At 44.4% G+C, this 17,245-nt stretch carries 14 protein-coding genes; 6 read left to right on the forward strand and 8 right to left on the reverse strand.

The window, feature by feature from the left end:
• Positions 1–106: 106 nt before the first annotated feature.
• Complete coding sequence (locus AACR75_RS05245; RefSeq protein ID WP_017049413.1) at positions 107–943, forward strand: copper homeostasis protein CutC; 837 nt, start codon at positions 107–109, stop codon at positions 941–943.
• A 66-nt stretch (positions 944–1,009) separates the two neighbouring features.
• On the opposite strand, the gene phoU is transcribed toward AACR75_RS05245, so the two are convergent.
• From phoU to AACR75_RS05265, 4 genes are read right to left on the reverse strand one after another with little or no spacing between them, the layout of a single operon-like run.
• Positions 1,010–1,708: a phosphate signaling complex protein PhoU gene (phoU, locus tag AACR75_RS05250; RefSeq protein WP_010320427.1), complete on the reverse strand. Its 699-nt coding sequence runs from the start codon at positions 1,706–1,708 to the stop codon at positions 1,010–1,012.
• A 36-nt stretch (positions 1,709–1,744) separates the two neighbouring features.
• Complete coding sequence (gene pstB / locus AACR75_RS05255) at positions 1,745–2,563, reverse strand: phosphate ABC transporter ATP-binding protein PstB (RefSeq protein WP_010320428.1); 819 nt, start codon at positions 2,561–2,563, stop codon at positions 1,745–1,747.
• 2 nt (positions 2,564–2,565) lie between these two features.
• Positions 2,566–4,212 carry a phosphate ABC transporter permease PstA gene (gene pstA / locus AACR75_RS05260; protein WP_047689047.1) on the reverse strand — a complete coding sequence of 549 codons (1,647 nt, stop codon included), beginning with the start codon at positions 4,210–4,212 and terminating at the stop codon, positions 2,566–2,568.
• 39 nt (positions 4,213–4,251) lie between these two features.
• The gene (locus AACR75_RS05265; RefSeq protein WP_047689050.1) at positions 4,252–6,453 is read right to left on the reverse strand and encodes an ABC transporter permease subunit; all 2,202 of its coding nucleotides are present in this window, start codon (positions 6,451–6,453) and stop codon (positions 4,252–4,254) included.
• A gap of 249 nt (positions 6,454–6,702) precedes the next feature.
• Between AACR75_RS05265 and ppk1 the strand changes: the two genes are divergently transcribed.
• Both ppk1 and ppx read left to right on the forward strand, forming a co-directional pair.
• Complete coding sequence (gene ppk1 / locus AACR75_RS05270; protein ID WP_013857518.1) at positions 6,703–8,802, forward strand: polyphosphate kinase 1; 2,100 nt, start codon at positions 6,703–6,705, stop codon at positions 8,800–8,802.
• Positions 8,783–10,288, forward strand: a complete 1,506-nt coding sequence (ppx, locus tag AACR75_RS05275; protein WP_017046241.1) for an exopolyphosphatase — start codon at positions 8,783–8,785, stop codon at positions 10,286–10,288. Before ppk1 ends, ppx begins: the two co-directional genes overlap by 20 nt.
• Positions 10,289–10,329: 41 nt before the next feature.
• On the opposite strand, the gene AACR75_RS05280 is transcribed toward ppx, so the two are convergent.
• The 3 genes from AACR75_RS05280 to phoB are packed head-to-tail and all read right to left on the reverse strand — an operon-like array spanning position 10,330 to position 13,297.
• On the reverse strand, positions 10,330–11,289 hold the full coding sequence (locus AACR75_RS05280) for a PstS family phosphate ABC transporter substrate-binding protein (RefSeq protein WP_047689053.1): 960 nt from the start codon (positions 11,287–11,289) through the stop codon (positions 10,330–10,332).
• Positions 11,286–12,587, reverse strand: a complete 1,302-nt coding sequence (gene phoR / locus AACR75_RS05285) for a phosphate regulon sensor histidine kinase PhoR (protein ID WP_047689056.1) — start codon at positions 12,585–12,587, stop codon at positions 11,286–11,288. The genes AACR75_RS05280 and phoR overlap by 4 nt, the downstream gene beginning before the upstream one ends.
• 20 nt (positions 12,588–12,607) lie before the next feature.
• Positions 12,608–13,297, reverse strand: a complete 690-nt coding sequence (gene phoB, locus AACR75_RS05290; protein ID WP_013857522.1) for a phosphate regulon transcriptional regulator PhoB — start codon at positions 13,295–13,297, stop codon at positions 12,608–12,610.
• 190 nt (positions 13,298–13,487) lie between these two features.
• On the opposite strand from phoB, the gene rdgC reads away from it, so the two are divergent.
• The 3 genes from rdgC (at position 13,488) to AACR75_RS05305 (ending at position 16,222) form a co-directional block, all read left to right on the forward strand.
• The gene (gene rdgC / locus AACR75_RS05295) at positions 13,488–14,402 is read left to right on the forward strand and encodes a recombination-associated protein RdgC (RefSeq protein WP_047689059.1); all 915 of its coding nucleotides are present in this window, start codon (positions 13,488–13,490) and stop codon (positions 14,400–14,402) included.
• 162 nt (positions 14,403–14,564) lie between these two features.
• Positions 14,565–15,965: a prephenate-dependent tRNA uridine(34) hydroxylase TrhP gene (gene trhP / locus AACR75_RS05300; protein ID WP_047689061.1), complete on the forward strand. Its 1,401-nt coding sequence runs from the start codon at positions 14,565–14,567 to the stop codon at positions 15,963–15,965.
• 2 nt (positions 15,966–15,967) lie between these two features.
• Entirely contained in the window at positions 15,968–16,222 is a 255-nt protein-coding gene (locus tag AACR75_RS05305) for a YfhL family 4Fe-4S dicluster ferredoxin (RefSeq protein WP_013857525.1), read from the forward strand.
• Positions 16,223–16,262: 40 nt separating this feature from the next.
• On the opposite strand, the gene nfsA is transcribed toward AACR75_RS05305, so the two are convergent.
• Positions 16,263–16,985, reverse strand: a complete 723-nt coding sequence (nfsA, locus tag AACR75_RS05310) for an oxygen-insensitive NADPH nitroreductase (RefSeq protein ID WP_017049407.1) — start codon at positions 16,983–16,985, stop codon at positions 16,263–16,265.
• Between the last annotated feature and the right edge of the window lie 260 nt (positions 16,986–17,245).

A 17,245-nucleotide genomic window follows, 5' to 3' on the forward strand; every position in this document is an offset into this window, starting at 1 on the left:
GCGTAAAACGCATCGCCAATCAGTTAAGAAGTAAAGTCCTTATCCAAGCCCAAAGCTAACGCTTTGGGCTTTTCGTTGGCGTTCATTTAGTGAAAATGAGGCAGCATTGGTTGGTAAACTTTACCCCTATTTCTCACCTCAATCACACAGACGTCACTACTCTAACTTGCTAACATTAACCAAATTTTTCCAGCAGGATTTTGCTATGAATATTCAAGTTGAAGTGTGTATTGATAATATTGAATCGCTACACAACGCCATTAAAGGCGGGGCTACTCGCATTGAATTGTGTTCGTCGCTCGCATTGGGTGGACTGACGCCCAGCTTTGGTTTAATGAAAAAGGCCGCACAAATATCGAGCGTTCCTGTTTACGCGATGATTCGTCCGCGTCAAGGCGACTTTCTTTATGATCAGGATGATCTCGATTCGATGTTGATCGATATCGAGATGGCAAAACAGGCGGGACTAGACGGCATCGTCTTTGGTATTTTGAATCCGAATCGCACCATCAACCTTGAAGCAAGCTTACTGATGATGCAAGCCGCGCAAGGGTTGGGTACCACTTTCCACCGTGCGATTGATCAATGCCACAGCTATGAACAAGCGATTGAAGACATTGCAAAATTAGGGTGTGAGCGTGTACTTACTTCAGGGTTAGCGCCAGATGCCTATGCTGGACGAGCCGTAATTGCACACATGGTGAAACTGGCGAATGGCCGATTCTCTATTATGGCTGGGGCTGGCTTAAACGCATCAAACGTGACTGACATTATCCGTGAAACGGGCATCACTGAAGTGCATTTGTCCGGCAAAACCACGCGTGCAAGTAGCATGGATATGATCGCCAATGCGGTGAAAATGGGCCAAGAGTCTGTCGATGACACCCTCATCCCAATTACCGATCCGGCTAAAATCCAAGAGGTATTACGCCAGCTTTCTTAACTTCGGCGACCGTTATGTCTTGATGTAAGGTGAATAACTTTCCTTCACCTTACTTTACCCAAAAGGCTATTTGAGGATGTCATCAATCGATTGTTTACCTAAGTGGCGCACATCCTTACCTTTGACAAAATAGATGATGTATTCGCAGATATTCTGGCAGCGATCGCCCACGCGTTCGATGGCTCGTGCAGACCACATGACTTGCAATATATGTGGGATATTTTTAGGGTCTTCCATCATATAGGTCATTAGTTGGCGGATCACGGCTTCGTATTCGGCATCCAGCTTGTCATCCAAGCGGTACACTTCAGCAGCCGATTCAAGATCCATCCGCGCAAAAGCGTCTAACACTTGGTGCAACATTGCAATGGCTTGTCGGCATAAAGGTTCAAGAGAAACTCGAAATTTGCTCTCTTTAGGTGAAGGGCTTTCGATAGTGACGTAGGCAATTTTGGTGGCAACATCACCAATTCGTTCAAGGTCGGTAATGGTTTTGATGATCGCCATGATCAAGCGTAGATCCTTGGCTGTCGGTTGTCGCTTAGCGATAATACGCGTGCAAGCCTCATCAATAGAGACTTCCATCGCATTCACTTTGTGATCATCCCGAACGACTTTTCTGGCCAGATCGGCATCATCTTTATGCAATGCTTGCATCGCAAAAGAGAGTTGTTGCTCCACCAGCCCGCCCATCGTCAATACATGAGTGCGAATCGATTCAAGTTCAACATTGAACTGTCCTGAAATGTGGCGACCTAGATGCATCATCGTTCCTTTTGAATATCGCTATTGACGAAAGTATTAACCATATCGACCAGTAATATAGTCTTCCGTTTGTTTTTTCAATGGGGAGGTGAAAATAGAGTCAGTATCCGCATACTCAATCAATTTCCCCATATGGATAAAAGCCGTATGGTCGCTCACTCTTGCCGCTTGTTGCATGTTATGCGTCACAATCACCACTGTGTATTTGGTTTTGAGATCGTTAATCAACTCTTCGATGGTCAAAGTAGAAATAGGGTCTAACGCGGACGTTGGCTCATCAAGCAACAGCACCTCTGGCTCAATAGCAATCGCTCTGGCGATCACTAAGCGTTGCTGCTGCCCACCCGAAAGGCCAAATGCATTTTCATGTAGGCGATGCTTCACTTCATCCCATAACGCAGCGGCTCTTAAAGCTCGCTCAACGGAGTCATCTAAAGTACGGCTATTTTTAATTCCCTGTAGACGAAGTCCATACACCACGTTTTCATAAATGGATTTCGGAAATGGGTTAGGTCGTTGGAATACCATCCCCACTCGGCGGCGCAACGTGGCAACATCCACATCTGGGTGATAGACGTTTCTACCATGAAGTTTGACTTCACCTTCAACTCGACACCCTTCGACCAGATCGTTCATCCGGTTAATACAGCGCAGTAAGGTTGATTTACCACAACCGGAAGGGCCGATAAACGCCGTTACTTGTCCTTTGGGAATACGCATTGAGATATGGCTCAGCGCACAAGTCTGTTTATAGAACAGATTCAGATCTTCAATCGCAATCGCCGTTTGTTGATCGCTCAGATTATTAACATCTAACGGGGCGTGATAACCCAAAGTTTGATTGATGGAAAACATAATTAATCTTGCCCTAACGTTCGATATTTCTCACGCAAGTTATTGCGGATACTGATGGCCGTTAAATTCAGTGCCACAATCACTGTCACCAATAAAAATGAAGTGGCGTACACCAGTGGCCTAGCCGCTTCGATGTTGGTCGTTTGGAAACCAACATCGTAAATATGAAAACCTAAGTGCATGAATTTTCGCTCAAGATGTACGAAGGGAAATTCGCCATCCACAGGCAAACTTGACGCCAGTTTGACCACACCCACCAGCATCAAAGGGGCAACCTCACCCGCGGCTCGCGCAATGGCGAGGATAAGCCCAGTAATAATCGCAGGGCTTGCCATTGGCAATACTATGCGCCAAATCGTCTCAAAATGGGTAGCGCCCAATGCTAACGAGCCATGGCGTACTGCGCTGGGAATCCGTGTTAACCCTTCTTCCGTCGTCACAATCACTACGGGTAGAGTTAACACCGCTAATGTGAGCGCCGACCACAGTAAGCCAGGCGTACCAAAAGTGGGGGCTGGTAACCTTTCGCTATAGAGTAGCGTATCAATCGATGAGCCTATGGTGTAAACAAAAAAACCAAGACCAAATACCCCATAAACAATCGATGGCACACCAGCAAGGTTGATAACCGCAACACGAATGATACGAGTAAATAGATTCTCTTTTGCGTATTCGTGCAGATAAATAGCCGCCACAACACCAAGTGGCATGACAATAATCGACATCAACAACACCAACAGCACTGTACCAAAGATGGCTGGAAATACACCGCCTTCAGAGTTCGATTCTCGGGGATCTTCTGATAGGAAGAGCCACACCTGCTTTCCCCACTGGACCAATTTTTGCCCCAAAGTCATATCATTGGGATACCAAATATCGAGAATTTGGCTAAGTGGAATCGCCACTCGTTGCCCACTCATCTCTTCAACAATCAACGACGGCCCATTCATTTGCTGGCGCAGCGCATCTAACTTTTGTTCGGCAATAGCTAATTGGCTATCCAAATCCTGCTTTTTATGAAAATAGTGATCTAAATAGGTTCGCTCTAGCTTTCCATTGAGTTCTTTACGACGCTTCTCTAAACGTAATTTTTCGGCGGCAAAGCCAATGACTCTGATCTCTTGGTCAATCACATCGTCAATTTGCTCTCTCAATAACGCGACATCCTGCATTCCTGCAGCGAGCATGGTTTGAACATCCGAACTCTCGCTTCCATCGGTTTGCACATAAGCAATCGGCTTGCCATAAAACTGTCCGTTATTCTTACGTTCTATTACCGCCCACCCGCTAGGCATTTGTTTATCCGACAGTTTAACATCCAGTATCGAAACAAAGTCCGCATGATTTTGTTCTCGGTTAGCGACTTTGATACTGAGCCGCTTCACTTCCCCAGCATCCAGTATGGCTTTGGGCCACGTAATGTCTAATGCTCTTAAGTGTGTTAATGGCACATTTTCCTCAGAGTAGAGCTGACCAACCAGTGCTTGCCCCTCTTGAGTTTGCCATTGATAAAGTGGCGTCGGCCAAAAATAGGTTAATCCTTTCCAACCAATAAACAGGAGCAAGCCCAATACCGAAATCAGGCTGATGCTGACAGCACCGCCTGTTAACCATATCCAAGGTGAACCTGATTGAAACCACTTAAACATTTGTGATGATTTTTCCCAATTGATTACAAAGCACCTTGATTACAAAGCGCGATATTTGGCACGCAACCTTTGTCTGACCCATTCAGCAATCGAGTTCACACAAAAGGTGAACATGAGTAGCAATAGTGCCGCTAAAAAAAGCAACCGATAATGGGAGTTCCCCACTTCCGACTCTGGTAACTCAACTGCAATCGTTGCCGATAAGGTGCGCATCCCTTCTAAAATATTCCAATCTAAAATGGGTGTATTACCCGTCGCCATAAGAACGATCATTGTTTCTCCGACGGCTCGCCCCAAACCCATCATGATCGCCGAGAATATGCCAGGACTTGCCGTTAACAACACGACTTTGGTTAATGTCTGCCAAGGTGTTGCGCCTAATGCTAATGACCCATCAGAAAGATGTTTAGGTACAGAAAAGATCGCATCTTCCGCAATAGTGAAAATGGTTGGAATGACGGCAAAGCCCATCGCAAAACCAACCACCAGCGCATTACGCTGATCAAAATCGATGCCGTTTTGCGCGAGATAAATCTGAATATCGCCATCAAATAGCCAAACTTCAATTTGGCTGCTATACGAAAAGATAACCACTGCACTAACGACTAATACGGGGATTAGTATCAATGCGTGCCACCCATTTGAAAAATTTCGCACCCATGCTCTCGGTAATAGGTGCCAACCTAGCCCAACAAGTAACATCACAATGGGTAAAAATAGCAGCAGGGCTCCGACCGCCGCGAGATGGCTTTCAATTAATGGCGCAAACCACAACCCCGCTAAAAAACCAATAATGACGGTTGGTAACGCTTCCATCAATTCAATCGACGGCTTCACCACTCGGCGCATTCTCGGTGACATAAAATAAGCCGTGTAAATCGCGCCAAACACCGCAATCGGTATCGCAAATAACATTGCGTATGCTGCGGCCTTAAGAGTGCCAAAGGCTATCGGTACTAGGCTAAACTTAGGCTCAAATTCATCGTTCGCTGACGTCGATTGCCACACATATTGAGGCTCTGGATAACTTTCGTACCACACTTTTTGCCACAATGATGAGAGTGATATTTCAGGATAATCATTATCCACTTTTGCCACGCTGATCTTCTGCTCGCTTAACGTAGCGAGATAAAGCTCATTATTGGACATGGCGGCCAATTGAGGGGCTTTGTTGTACATCCTCTCAAACAACACCAGTTTTTCACTGGTCGTATAGTGACTTTGGATTGTGCCATTAGGGTAGAAACTGTAAAAACCTTTGCGATAAGTATCCGGCAGTAACAGCGTCACCTGCGGCGCTAATTTAAACTTACGAATCTGAGTCAGTTGACGTTCTTCATTTTGCAGCACATCAAACCATTGTGACACTAAGCCGTTACGGTGAGTCACCAGTAGCGAATAAGCACCGGACAATAAGTTGATTTGTGTCACGGCTCGATCGGAATTACCTTGGCTTAAATCAACCACTTCTCGCACGAAATAACCTTGACGACTCTTAACGGCAACAACCAATTCGGACCCAGAGCGAAGGTAAAGCGTTTTACCATCTGGCGTAAAAAGCAATTGGTCCAAAGAAGGAAATGAGCCTTGAAACACAAAGCGCTGAATTGGCTCAACGTTATCACTCGTTAAGGTTTGTACTATCACCTCATCATTATCGAGATAAGAAGCAAAGAAAAGTGCCTCATCAGTAACGGCGAAGGCAAACTGGCGTAACGTTTGCGTTTTATGAGTCAGCCGAAATGTAGAAGGTAAACTGACGCGCTCAAGATAAGGAGAAAACTGGCGACCTTCCACGCTATGCAGATAACTGAATTTAGGGCGAGCAATAAAGACCTCTCCCGCCGCATTGCTAGCGGCAAACCACCCATTCAGCGGGGGAGCTTGGCTAAAAAGATCAACGCGAATAGGGAGACTATCCGACCACAATGCGTGTTCCGTTTTGCCGTCCAAGGGCCAAAAGTTCATGCTGCCGTCAAGGTCAACAACAAAGGCATTCTCGCCGTATTCATCTATGGCCAAAAATTGAGGATTGGAAGTGGTTATACTCACTTGCGCCACGTTCCTTTCAATTTTTGCGCTACCAAACAGAGGGAAAACAACCATCGCAAGATAGACAAAAATCAGCACTAAAGCGCCAAGTACACTCACGCCACCAAAACTCACTGCAAGGCGAACCAAACGGTCTTTTATCAACCGTTTTCTGTCACGTTCCTTCAATGAAAATTCACTTGGTGCCATTGCTCTCTCTACCCTTTTTCTTGTCTGCGTATAATATGTAATTTTCGTGACAAGTATATTACAACTCGCAATAAACGACTGAAAATAAAACAACTATACTCAACTTGCCTACTTGAAATAAAAATGTCACATAAAAGGCATAGTTTGCATAATCATCAATACCCGAATTGATTGCTGTGCAGAATCGCACAATCAGCACACAGAGGGTGAGTCAGTAAAAAACGTCAATTGAGTTAAAAGGTAACATGAATGAGTACGGACAAGTTGTATATCGACAAGGAATTGAGCTGGCTTTCGTTTAATGAACGCGTATTGCAAGAAGCCGCAGATAAAACCGTGCCTTTAATCGAGAGAATACGGTTTTTAGGTATTTTTTCTAACAATCTGGATGAGTTCTATAAAGTTCGCTTTTCCGATGTAAAACGGCAAATTTTGATCAACCGAGAACGTGGTGGTAACGATACTACCAAGCATTTGCTGACACGAATGCAAAGTAAGGCGTTCAAACTCAACCAAGATTTCGACAATCTCTATAATGAGCTTATTTTAGAAATGGCACGTCGCCGTATCTTCTTGGTTAATGAAACGCAGTTGGATGAGACTCAGAAAAAATGGATCACTAAGTATTTCCATAAAGAAGTGCGCCCGCATATTACACCGCTGCTCATGACTGACGACATTGATGTCATGCAATTTTTGAAAGATGAATACGCCTATATTGCCGTTGATCTCAAACACAATGACCGCAGCCAATATGCGCTGATTGAAATCCCGACAGACCACCTACCGCGCTTTGTCATGGTGCCGGAGCAAAAGGGCAAACGCCGCAAAACCATCATCTTATTGGACAACATCATTCGCCACTGCCTCGATGAGATTTTCCGCGGTTTTTTTGACTATGAAGAGCTCACGGGTTACGCGATGAAAATGACACGTGATGCGGAATATGACTTGCGACGGGAAGTCGAATACAGTTTGTTAGAACAGATGTCAGAAGGGTTGAATCAACGCTTAAGTGCTATGCCCGTACGCTTTGTTTATGAACGAGAAATGCCGACAAAAATGCTTAAATTTTTGTGCGAAAAACTCAAAATATCGCACTATGATAGCCTTCTTCCTGGTGGTCGTTACCATAACTTTAAAGATTTTATTGGGTTCCCAAACGTGGGGCGTGACTATTTAGAAAACAAGCCGCTACCACCCATGCAATGTGCTGACTTTGAAGGTTTTGCCAATGCATTTGATGCGATTCGCGCTCAGGATATTCTACTTCACTATCCTTATCACTCATTTGAACACATTACCGAGTTGGTAAGACAAGCTTCGTTTGATCCCAAAGTGATCAGCATCAAAATCAATATTTATCGTGTTGCCAAAGATTCTCGCTTAATGAACTCGCTCGTCGATGCGGTACACAATGGCAAACGAGTGGTGGTAGTGGTTGAGTTACAAGCACGGTTTGATGAAGAAGCCAACATTGAATGGTCACGTATTTTAACCGAAGCGGGGGTCCAAGTAATTTTCGGTGCTCCCGGATTAAAAATTCACTCTAAATTGCTGCTCATTAGCCGCAAAGAACAGGACAACATCGTTCGCTACGCACACATAGGCACGGGCAACTTCCATGAAAAAACCGCCCGTATCTATACGGACTTTTCACTACTGACCGCCGACAATGAAATTGCTACCGAAGTACGAAACGTGTTTGGCTATATTGAAAACCCTTACCGCCCAGTTAAATTTAGCCATCTCATTGTGTCGCCAAGAAACTCTCGTATTCAGCTTTATCGATTAATCGACAGTGAAATCGCCAATGTGAAACTTGGTAAAAAAGCCGCAATCACTTTAAAGTTAAATAACTTAGTGGATAAAGGGTTGATCAATAAACTGTATGGTGCGAGTAGCGCGGGCGTACAAATTAAGATGATCGTCCGGGGCATGTGTTCACTGGTTCCGGGAATTGAGGGCGTGAGTGACAATATCAAAATCATCAGCATCGTTGATCGCTTTTTGGAACACCCTCGTGTCATTATTACGCACAATGATGGCAACCCGCTGGTGTATATCTCCTCTGCCGACTGGATGACGCGCAATATCGATCATCGTATCGAAGTAACGACACCAATTCGTGACCCACGTTTGAAACAGCGTATGATTGACATTATGAATTTACAATTTACCGATACAGTGAAAGCGCGCTGGATAGACAAAGAGATGAGCAATAATTATGTAGAACGTGGTAACCGTAAAAAAGTGCGTTCGCAATTTGCCATCTACGACTATCTTAAGAATGTAGAAAGACAGACCAGAAAGAGCAAAGAACCCTTACATGACAATCAACCCAACTAATACTATTCGCGATATTGCGGCCATCGATTTAGGCTCTAACAGCTTTCATATGGTGGTGGCCAAAGTCGTCGATCAAGATCTGCAACTGGTGAGCCGCCATAAGCAACGTGTACGCTTGGCGGCTGGGTTAGATGAACAAAAAAATTTGGATGCCGATGCCATAGAGCGAGGGCTTGAATGCTTAGCGATGTTTGCCGAGCGGTTGCAAGGTTTCGAACCTGAAAACGTGCGCATCGCGGCCACGCATACGCTGCGTCAAGCCAATAATGCTCATACATTCTTACAACGAGCCAAACAGGTACTGCCTTTCCCTATTGAAATCATTCCCGGAGCTGAGGAAGCACGCTTAATTTATTTAGGCGTGGCACATACTCAACCTCAAGCAGCGTCTATGTTGGTGGTGGATATCGGTGGCGGCAGTACCGAGATGGTGATTGGCCAAGGGTTTGATCCAGACCTAATCAACAGCAAGCAAATGGGATGCGTCAGCTATACCGACCGTTACTTCGCTGATGGTAGGCTTTCAAGCAGAAACTTCGCTCATGCGATATTAGCCGCCGAGCAAAAAATCGAATCTATTGCGGCGAAATATCGCAAAAAAGGGTGGGAAGTCGCCTTCGGCTCGTCAGGAACCATCAAAGCCATTCACGAAGTACTGATTGGTTTGGGCTTTGATGATGGCATCATCACGCTTGAGCGAGTCAATAAACTCATCGAAAAACTCTGTGAATGGCAAAGTATTGATGAGATCGAACTCAGCGCGTTGACTGACGATAGAAAACCCGTTTTTGCTGCGGGAGTTGCCATTTTAAGCGCGGTTTTAAAATCGCTGCGTGTGAAAGAGATGCATTTTTCTGATGGTGCATTACGAGAAGGTTTGCTTTATGAGATGGAAGATCGGTTCAAGTATTCCGATATCCGTTTACGCACCACTGAAAACCTCGCGATGAAGCATCTAGTCGACTTAGAGCATGCCGCTAAAGTCAAAGGCCATGCAAAAGAGTTTCTACAGAATGTGACCCCAGAGCTAGGATTGAAAAAAGGCAGCGAACTGTTTGATCTTTTGGAATGGGGAGCGTTATTGCATGAGGTGGGATTGAGCATCAACTTACAAGGCTTTCACCGACACTCTGCTTATATTCTGCGTCACACCAACATGCCCGGTTTTAACAGCGAACAGCAACAGGTACTGTCGACCTTAGCGCGCTTTCAACGCAAATCCCTCAAGCTGCAAGAAATGAATGATTTCACCTTGTTTAAGAAAAAGCACATTATTGGCCTCATCCGCGTGTTGCGTTTAGCGATTGTTGTCAATAGCCAACGTAATGATGATCCTCTTCCTGAGTTAACGCTCAGCGCAAAAGATGATGAGTGGAAACTAGAATGTGAAGATGCCAATTGGTTAGAAAATAATAAATTATTACATGCGGATCTGATGTGCGAACAACAGTATTGGCGAAGTGTCGGTTGGCAGCTCAATGTTTAATTTGAATTGGGTTTGATTAAAAATAGCGAGCGAACAGCTCGTTATTTTATGCCCACTTTAGCTAGTTCTTGCTGAGCAAACTCGGCACTGACAGGCACATAACCATCTTTCCCAACGATCGCTTGTCCTTGCTTAGAAAAAATGAAACGGATAAATTCGCGCTGCATGGGTGGCAGATCCTGATTAGGATGTTTATTCACATACACATACAAATAGCGAGATAACGGATAAGCACCTGATAGAATATTTTCATAACTTGCGGCAATAAACTGATCGCCTTGTTTGGCTATCGGAATCAATTTCACACCAGAAACCTGATAACCAACACCAGAATAACCGATAGTATTGATCGATGAGGCAACCGATTGTACAACCGATGCCGATCCCGGCTGCTCGTTTACTCCCTTTTTGAAATCGCCACCACACAGTGCGTTTTGTTTGAAATAGCCATAAGTTCCCGACACCGAATTTCGGCCAAACAGTTGAATTCCCCGCTTGGCCCAATCCTCATCAACGCCCAATTGCGCCCAAGTATTGGTCGGTTGTGTAGCACCGCAGCGCAACGTGGATGAGAAAATACTGTCTAATTGAGTAAAATTAAGCCCTTTGATTGAATTATCTCGATGTACAAAAATACCAATGGCATCTATCGCAACCCGCAATGCCGTCGGCTTATAACCGTGTGCGCGTTCAAATGCTTCAATCTCACGACCACGCATCGGGCGACTCATTGGGCCAAATTGCGCCGTTCCTTCAGTTAAAGCAGGAGGCGCGGTGGAAGAACCTGAGGCTTGTACTTGAGCATTGATATTGGGGTAGATCGTCTTAAACTCTTCAACCCACAACGTCGTCATTCCTGCCAGTGTGTCTGAACCCACCGATAGCAGACTACCTGCAACACCGTTAGTTTTTGAGTAATCCACGAGCGGCTGAGCGCTCACGGCGTTCGTGGTAATCAGTAAGTAAAAACAGAGAAAGGCTGTAAATATGCGATGTATCATGACAGCACAACCAAACGTTTAGGCAAAATAAAAGAGAATTTGCTGCCAACACCCACTTCACTGTGAATCTGCAAATGCGTGTCATGATGTGACAATGCATGCTTAACAATCGCGAGCCCAAGCCCACTTCCTCCGGTATCTCGCGAACGTGCTTTATCGACACGATAAAAACGTTCTGTTAAACGATGTAAATGCTGTGGCTCAATCCCTTCCCCTTTATCTACCACGTCTAAACAAGCACCTTGCGCGTTTTGATACCAACGCACATTAATTTCCGCTCCCGGAGGCGTATATTTGACGGCGTTATAAACAAGGTTTGATATAGCACTGCGCAGTTGATCTTCATCGGCCAATACTTTAAGTCGCTTATCGACATCAAAATGCAGTCGGTGATGATGATCGCCACTTAAACTGATCGCTTCTTTTTCAAGTACTTCCAACATAGCCGGAACATCAACCACTTCATCCAGCTCATGCATAGGCGCCGCTTCAATTTTTGACAACGTCAGCAGTTGATTGACTAAACTGTTCATACGGTTTAACTGCTCAGTCATCACTCCATGTGCCTTAGGCCACATCGGCCCTACCAGCATGTCAGGGTCTTCTGTCATCTCAAGATACCCTTGCAACACCGTCATCGGCGTTCTCAGTTCATGAGAAACGTTAGCAAAGAAATTTCGGCGCATGCCTTCTAACTGTTTCAACTGAGTGACATCACGCACAACCATCAAATGCTCACCTTCTGTGTAAGGCACAATACGCAGCTCTAACATGCGCTCAACATTAAGTGGAGAGCGCATTTCAAGTGGTTCTGTGAAATCATCTTTTTGCAGATATTTGATAAAATCAGGGGCGCGCAATAAATTTGAGATAGGTTGACCTGCATCATCTGGCCAGCGAAAACCGAGCAGGTGTTGTGCAAGTCGGTTACACCAAACAATGTTCCCTTCGTCACGGAACACCACCACCGCATCGGGTAGCGATTCAGCCCCGTTACGAAAGCGGCGGATCAAATTGGTCAATTCTTTGCGTTTTTTACGTTGGCGTTGCTGTAAACGGTAAATCCCATTAAACAGGTATTCCCAATTTCCAGTCCCGGAAGGCGGCGTTAAACGTTTTTCATCCCACAACCAAGCCGACAAACGCATTTGGTTATGCAAATGCCAAATCAGTTGCAACGCTGTAGCCGCTAGCAGCAGCCAAGCCATATGGCCAAAGATCCAGCCAACGATAATCCAAGGAGAGTAAAAAAAAGCCATCTCCCAAGCCAGCCTTTTCCACGTTAAACGTTCAACCATTTCGTACCTTAATTAATCCTTTATGTTCTGGATGAAAAGCGATAACCGGCACCACGTACTGTTTGAATTAATTTATCGTGGCCAGCCTCTTCTAACGCTTTTCTCAGACGGCGTATATGAACATCGACAGTGCGGTCTTCAACATAAACGTTGGTACCCCACACATTGTTCAATAACTGCTCACGGCTATAGACGCGTTCTTGGTGCGTCATAAAGAAGTGTAGCATTTTGAATTCCGTCGGCCCCATCTCTAAGGCATTATCATTAGCCGTTACTCGATGAGAGACAGGATCTAACTTCAATCCTTGCACGTCGATCACATCTTCCAGTGCTGTCGGTGTGACGCGCCGGATAACCGCTTTCAAACGAGCAACCAACTCTTTAGGCGAAAAAGGTTTGGTTATGTAATCATCCGCACCCACTTCAAGGCCGCGAACTTTATCTTCTTCTTCACCACGGGCGGTTAACATCACAACAGGAATGTTGCGTGTTAATTCTTCACGCTTCATATGCTTAATAAAGTTGATACCACTCCCGCCGGGCAACATCCAATCTAATAACACAAGATCGGGAAAGGGTTCAGCCAGTTTACTCACCGCCGTGTCGTAATCTTCCGCTTCAACAGCTTGATAACCTTTTTGCTCAAGCACGAAACACAACATTTCGCGAATGGGTGCTTCGTCTTCAACAACCAGAATCCTTCTAGACATTTGAATAACCTTTCTATGTAATCAACGCTATGCATTATGGGAAACAATTATGACACTTTTGTGACCTTTGCAAACAATTTTTCATATAAGTTTCTTATCAAGTTCATGATTATATTTTGAAATTGATTTAAGACTTTAGCTTTCAAATCCCCTATCATGTTGCGTCTTCTAATTAAGTAAGAGAAAGAATATGTGGTTTAAAAACTGTATGGTTTATCGTGTTAATCGCGATGTAGAATTCAACGCCGATCAGCTCGAAAAACAACTGGCCGAATTTCGTTTTACGCCATGCGGCAGCCAAGATAAGCAAAAATTTGGTTGGGTTAACGCAATGGGTAAACACGGCGACATGATGACCCACGTTTCTGAAGACCGTATTCTGATCTGCGCGAAAAAAGAAGAAAAGATGTTACCAGCTTCGGTCATTAAAGATTCTTTGAATGCCAAAGTTGAAGCGATGGAAGTGGAAGAAGGGCGACCTCTCAAGAAAAAGGAGAAGGAAAGCCTCAAGGAAGATATTGTCATCGATCTCCTACCTAGAGCATTTAGCCGCAGCAATCTCACCTTTGTGCTTATCCTACCCAAGCAAGGCTTCATTTTAGTCGATGCCGCAAGCTACAAAAAAGCTGAAGACGTTTTGGCGCTGCTACGCAAAACCATGGGTAGCCTACCCGTAGTACCTGCGATCCCAGAACAAGCGGTAGAAACAACACTTACTCAGTGGGTTAAAAGTGGCGAACTACCACAAGGGTTTAGCTTGTTAGATGAAGCTGAATTAAAGTCGTTATTAGAAGATGGCGCAGTGATCCGCTGTAAGAAACAAGAACTGACAAGCGATGAGATCTTAAGCCATATTGAAGCCAATAAAGTCGTCACTAAACTGGCATTGAACTGGCAAGATCGCCTGAGCTTTATTCTGGCTGAAGATTGTAGCATTAAGCGTTTGGCATTTAGCGATGAGCTCAAAGAACAAAATGAAGATATTCCACGAGAAGAGCAAGCGGCTCGCTTTGATGCCGATTTCTCATTAATGTGTGGTGAAATGTCGGCATTTTTGCCTAACTTATTTGACGTTCTCGGCGGCCTTCCTCACCCGAACGCTTAACAAAAGCATCATGCAAAAGCCCAATACCCTTAAAAGTGTTGGGCTTTTTTGTATCACTTACGATCCCTACTAGGCATAAGGTTATTTTTAACGTAAAATTTGCGCCCCTCCAATACCATCAGGTGGTATTGGCCTGACTTGAGATCAGATTAGAGAAAAACAATGAGCACACATACCCCTTTTGTCCCCGAGCTACTATCACCGGCGGGCAGTCTAAAAAACATGCGTTATGCGTTTGCTTACGGTGCAGATGCCGTTTATGCCGGCCAACCTCGTTATAGCCTTCGTGTACGCAACAACGAATTTAACCATGAAAACCTGCAAATCGGTATCGATGAAGCACATGCTTTGGGTAAAAAATTGTACGTGGTTTGTAATATTCAACCCCACAACTCAAAACTTAAGACATTCATCCGAGATCTAAAGCCTGTGGTTGAAATGGGACCAGATGCGCTCATTATGTCTGACCCTGGGCTTATCATGATGGTTCGTGAAGCATTTCCTGAAATGCCTATTCACCTTTCAGTTCAAGCCAATGCTGTTAACTGGGCAACGGTTAAGTTCTGGGCATCTCAAGGCGTTGAACGAGTGATTCTATCACGCGAACTTTCGTTGGAAGAAATTGAAGAAATTCGTGAGCAATGTCCAACGACCGAACTCGAAATTTTTGTTCATGGCGCATTATGCATGGCTTATTCAGGTCGCTGTCTATTGTCTGGCTACATTAATAAACGTGATCCAAACCAAGGAACATGCACTAATGCATGTCGTTGGGAATACAAAGTTGAATCAGCCAAAGAAGACGAAACCGGTCAAATTGTCGAGAAATTTGATCCAGCAGCAGTTCAAACTATCGAGATACAAGAAGAGCGCCCTGATAATACACTTGGTTTAGGCAAACCGATTGATGATGTGGTTTTGCTTTCAGAAAGCCATCGTCCAGAAGAGAAGATGGCCGCTTTTGAAGACGAACATGGCACCTACATTATGAACTCAAAAGATCTACGAGCCGTACAGCATGTAGAACGATTGACGAAAATGGGCGTGCATTCATTAAAAATAGAAGGTCGTACTAAATCTTTCTATTATTGCGCTCGCACAGCTCAAGTGTATCGTAAAGCAATTGATGACGCAGTTTCAGGTAAACCATTTGATGAAAGCCTGATGGGTACTTTAGAAAGCCTTGCACACCGTGGCTATACCGAAGGTTTCTTGCGACGCCATACACACGATACTTATCAAAACTACGACTATGGCTATTCAGTCTCAGATTCACAGCAATTTGTTGGCGAATTTACGGGTAAACGTCGTGGTGAAATGGCTGAAGTTGAAGTTAAAAACAAGTTTATCTTAGGTGATAGTTTAGAGCTGATGACCCCAAAAGGGAATGTTGTCTTCAGACTTGAAGCAATGGAAAACCGCAAAGGTGAAACTGTTGATGACGCAAAAGGAAACGGTCACTTTGTTTATATCCCGGTTCCTGAAGAGTTGGATTTAAACTTTGCTCTGTTAATGCGTAACTTGAATGCTGGCCAAGATACTCGTAATCCCGTAGGCAAGTAGTTATGGCATTATTGATCACCAGTAAATGCATTAACTGTGATATGTGTGATCCGGAATGCCCAAATGGCGCGATCTCTATGGGCAACCGGATCTATGAAATTGATCCTAATCTATGTACTGAATGCAAAGGACATTACGACAAGCCCACCTGTCAATCCGTATGTCCGATAACAAACTGCATCATTACCGATCCAGAACACATAGAAACTGAACATCAACTACTTGAAAAATTCGTCGTTATTCAAGGTTTAGCCTAATCATTGTAAAAGAGCCCAATCGTTAAGATTGGGCTCTTTTTTATCGGTGTGCTAAGCCTTTACTGTTGAGATAGTTCAACATATGAGGTCGAGATTCTTGTGCTAATTTAGCCGTTGCCTCTGTAGACCAAGCCACTTTCTTGGTATTGGAAGAACGCGTCTGATAATAAGCCCTCATCGTCTCATCATATTGCTCTATTTCAGCATAACTCAAAGCATGGTAGGTATTCTCATGAACAATTACCTCAGGAGATAAACGAGGTTTTAGTTGTGGATTCTGAGCCGGATACCCCAAACACATACCAAATAACACTGCGCAATATGGAGGAAGCTCTAATAACTCATCCACTTCTTTAGGTGAATTTCTTAAGCCGCCAATATAAACACCACCCAATCCCATCGATTCTGCCGCCAATAAACAGTTTTGTGCCATGATCCCAGCGTCTACAGCGCCAATCAAAGTGAGTTCAATCAGCTCTGGTTTTACCTCAGGATTAATGGCGTAATGACGTTGGTAGTCAATACAGAACACTAAAAACTCAGCAGCGCTTGCAACATAAGCTTGGTTACCCGCCAGTATAGCCAACTGCTCGCGTTTATCTTTATCCGTAACACGAATGATTGAATTAACCTGTAATAGGCTCGATGATGATGCCGCAATACCAGCAGAAATAATTGTGCTCAGCTGATCTGGAGTTATCTTCTGATCGGTAAAAGATCGGATAGAACGATGTGCAAGAATAGTTTCAATGACTGGATTCATCTTATATTTTTCCCTACGAGGATATTGCCACTATCTTAGCAAGCATTACCTACTGACGCCGTAAAAATGCAAACTTAAAATTAGCACAGAAAAGATCGGTTTAATGCAGTATGGGGGCGATACTTTTATTGAAGTTATTGAAGAACAGGAATGTTCTAAAAAATAATAAGGAGATGAAAAATAGCAAAAAGCCTCAGCATTTCTGCGGAGGCTTGATAGATGGCAGGGGTGGAGAGATTCGAACTCCCAACACGCGGATT

The sequence above is a fragment of the Vibrio sp. ZOR0018 genome (assembly GCF_963865925.1).
GTDB lineage: Bacteria > Pseudomonadota > Gammaproteobacteria > Enterobacterales > Vibrionaceae > Vibrio > Vibrio anguillarum.

Coding starts and splice junctions, on each gene's coding strand:
- phoU (WP_010320427.1), bottom strand. CDS start 1,708: ATGCATCTAGGTCGCCACATTTCAGGACAGTTCAATGTTGAACTTGAA.
- AACR75_RS05265 (WP_047689050.1), bottom strand. CDS start 6,453: ATGGCACCAAGTGAATTTTCATTGAAGGAACGTGACAGAAAACGGTTG.
- phoR (WP_047689056.1), bottom strand. CDS start 12,587: ATGGTTGAACGTTTAACGTGGAAAAGGCTGGCTTGGGAGATGGCTTTT.
- ppx (WP_017046241.1), top strand. CDS start 8,783: ATGACAATCAACCCAACTAATACTATTCGCGATATTGCGGCCATCGAT.
- trhP (WP_047689061.1), top strand. CDS start 14,565: ATGAGCACACATACCCCTTTTGTCCCCGAGCTACTATCACCGGCGGGC.
- nfsA (WP_017049407.1), bottom strand. CDS start 16,985: ATGAATCCAGTCATTGAAACTATTCTTGCACATCGTTCTATCCGATCT.
- AACR75_RS05305 (WP_013857525.1), top strand. CDS start 15,968: ATGGCATTATTGATCACCAGTAAATGCATTAACTGTGATATGTGTGAT.
- pstA (WP_047689047.1), bottom strand. CDS start 4,212: ATGTTTAAGTGGTTTCAATCAGGTTCACCTTGGATATGGTTAACAGGC.
- ppk1 (WP_013857518.1), top strand. CDS start 6,703: ATGAGTACGGACAAGTTGTATATCGACAAGGAATTGAGCTGGCTTTCG.
- phoB (WP_013857522.1), bottom strand. CDS start 13,297: ATGTCTAGAAGGATTCTGGTTGTTGAAGACGAAGCACCCATTCGCGAA.
- rdgC (WP_047689059.1), top strand. CDS start 13,488: ATGTGGTTTAAAAACTGTATGGTTTATCGTGTTAATCGCGATGTAGAA.
- pstB (WP_010320428.1), bottom strand. CDS start 2,563: ATGTTTTCCATCAATCAAACTTTGGGTTATCACGCCCCGTTAGATGTT.
- AACR75_RS05280 (WP_047689053.1), bottom strand. CDS start 11,289: ATGATACATCGCATATTTACAGCCTTTCTCTGTTTTTACTTACTGATT.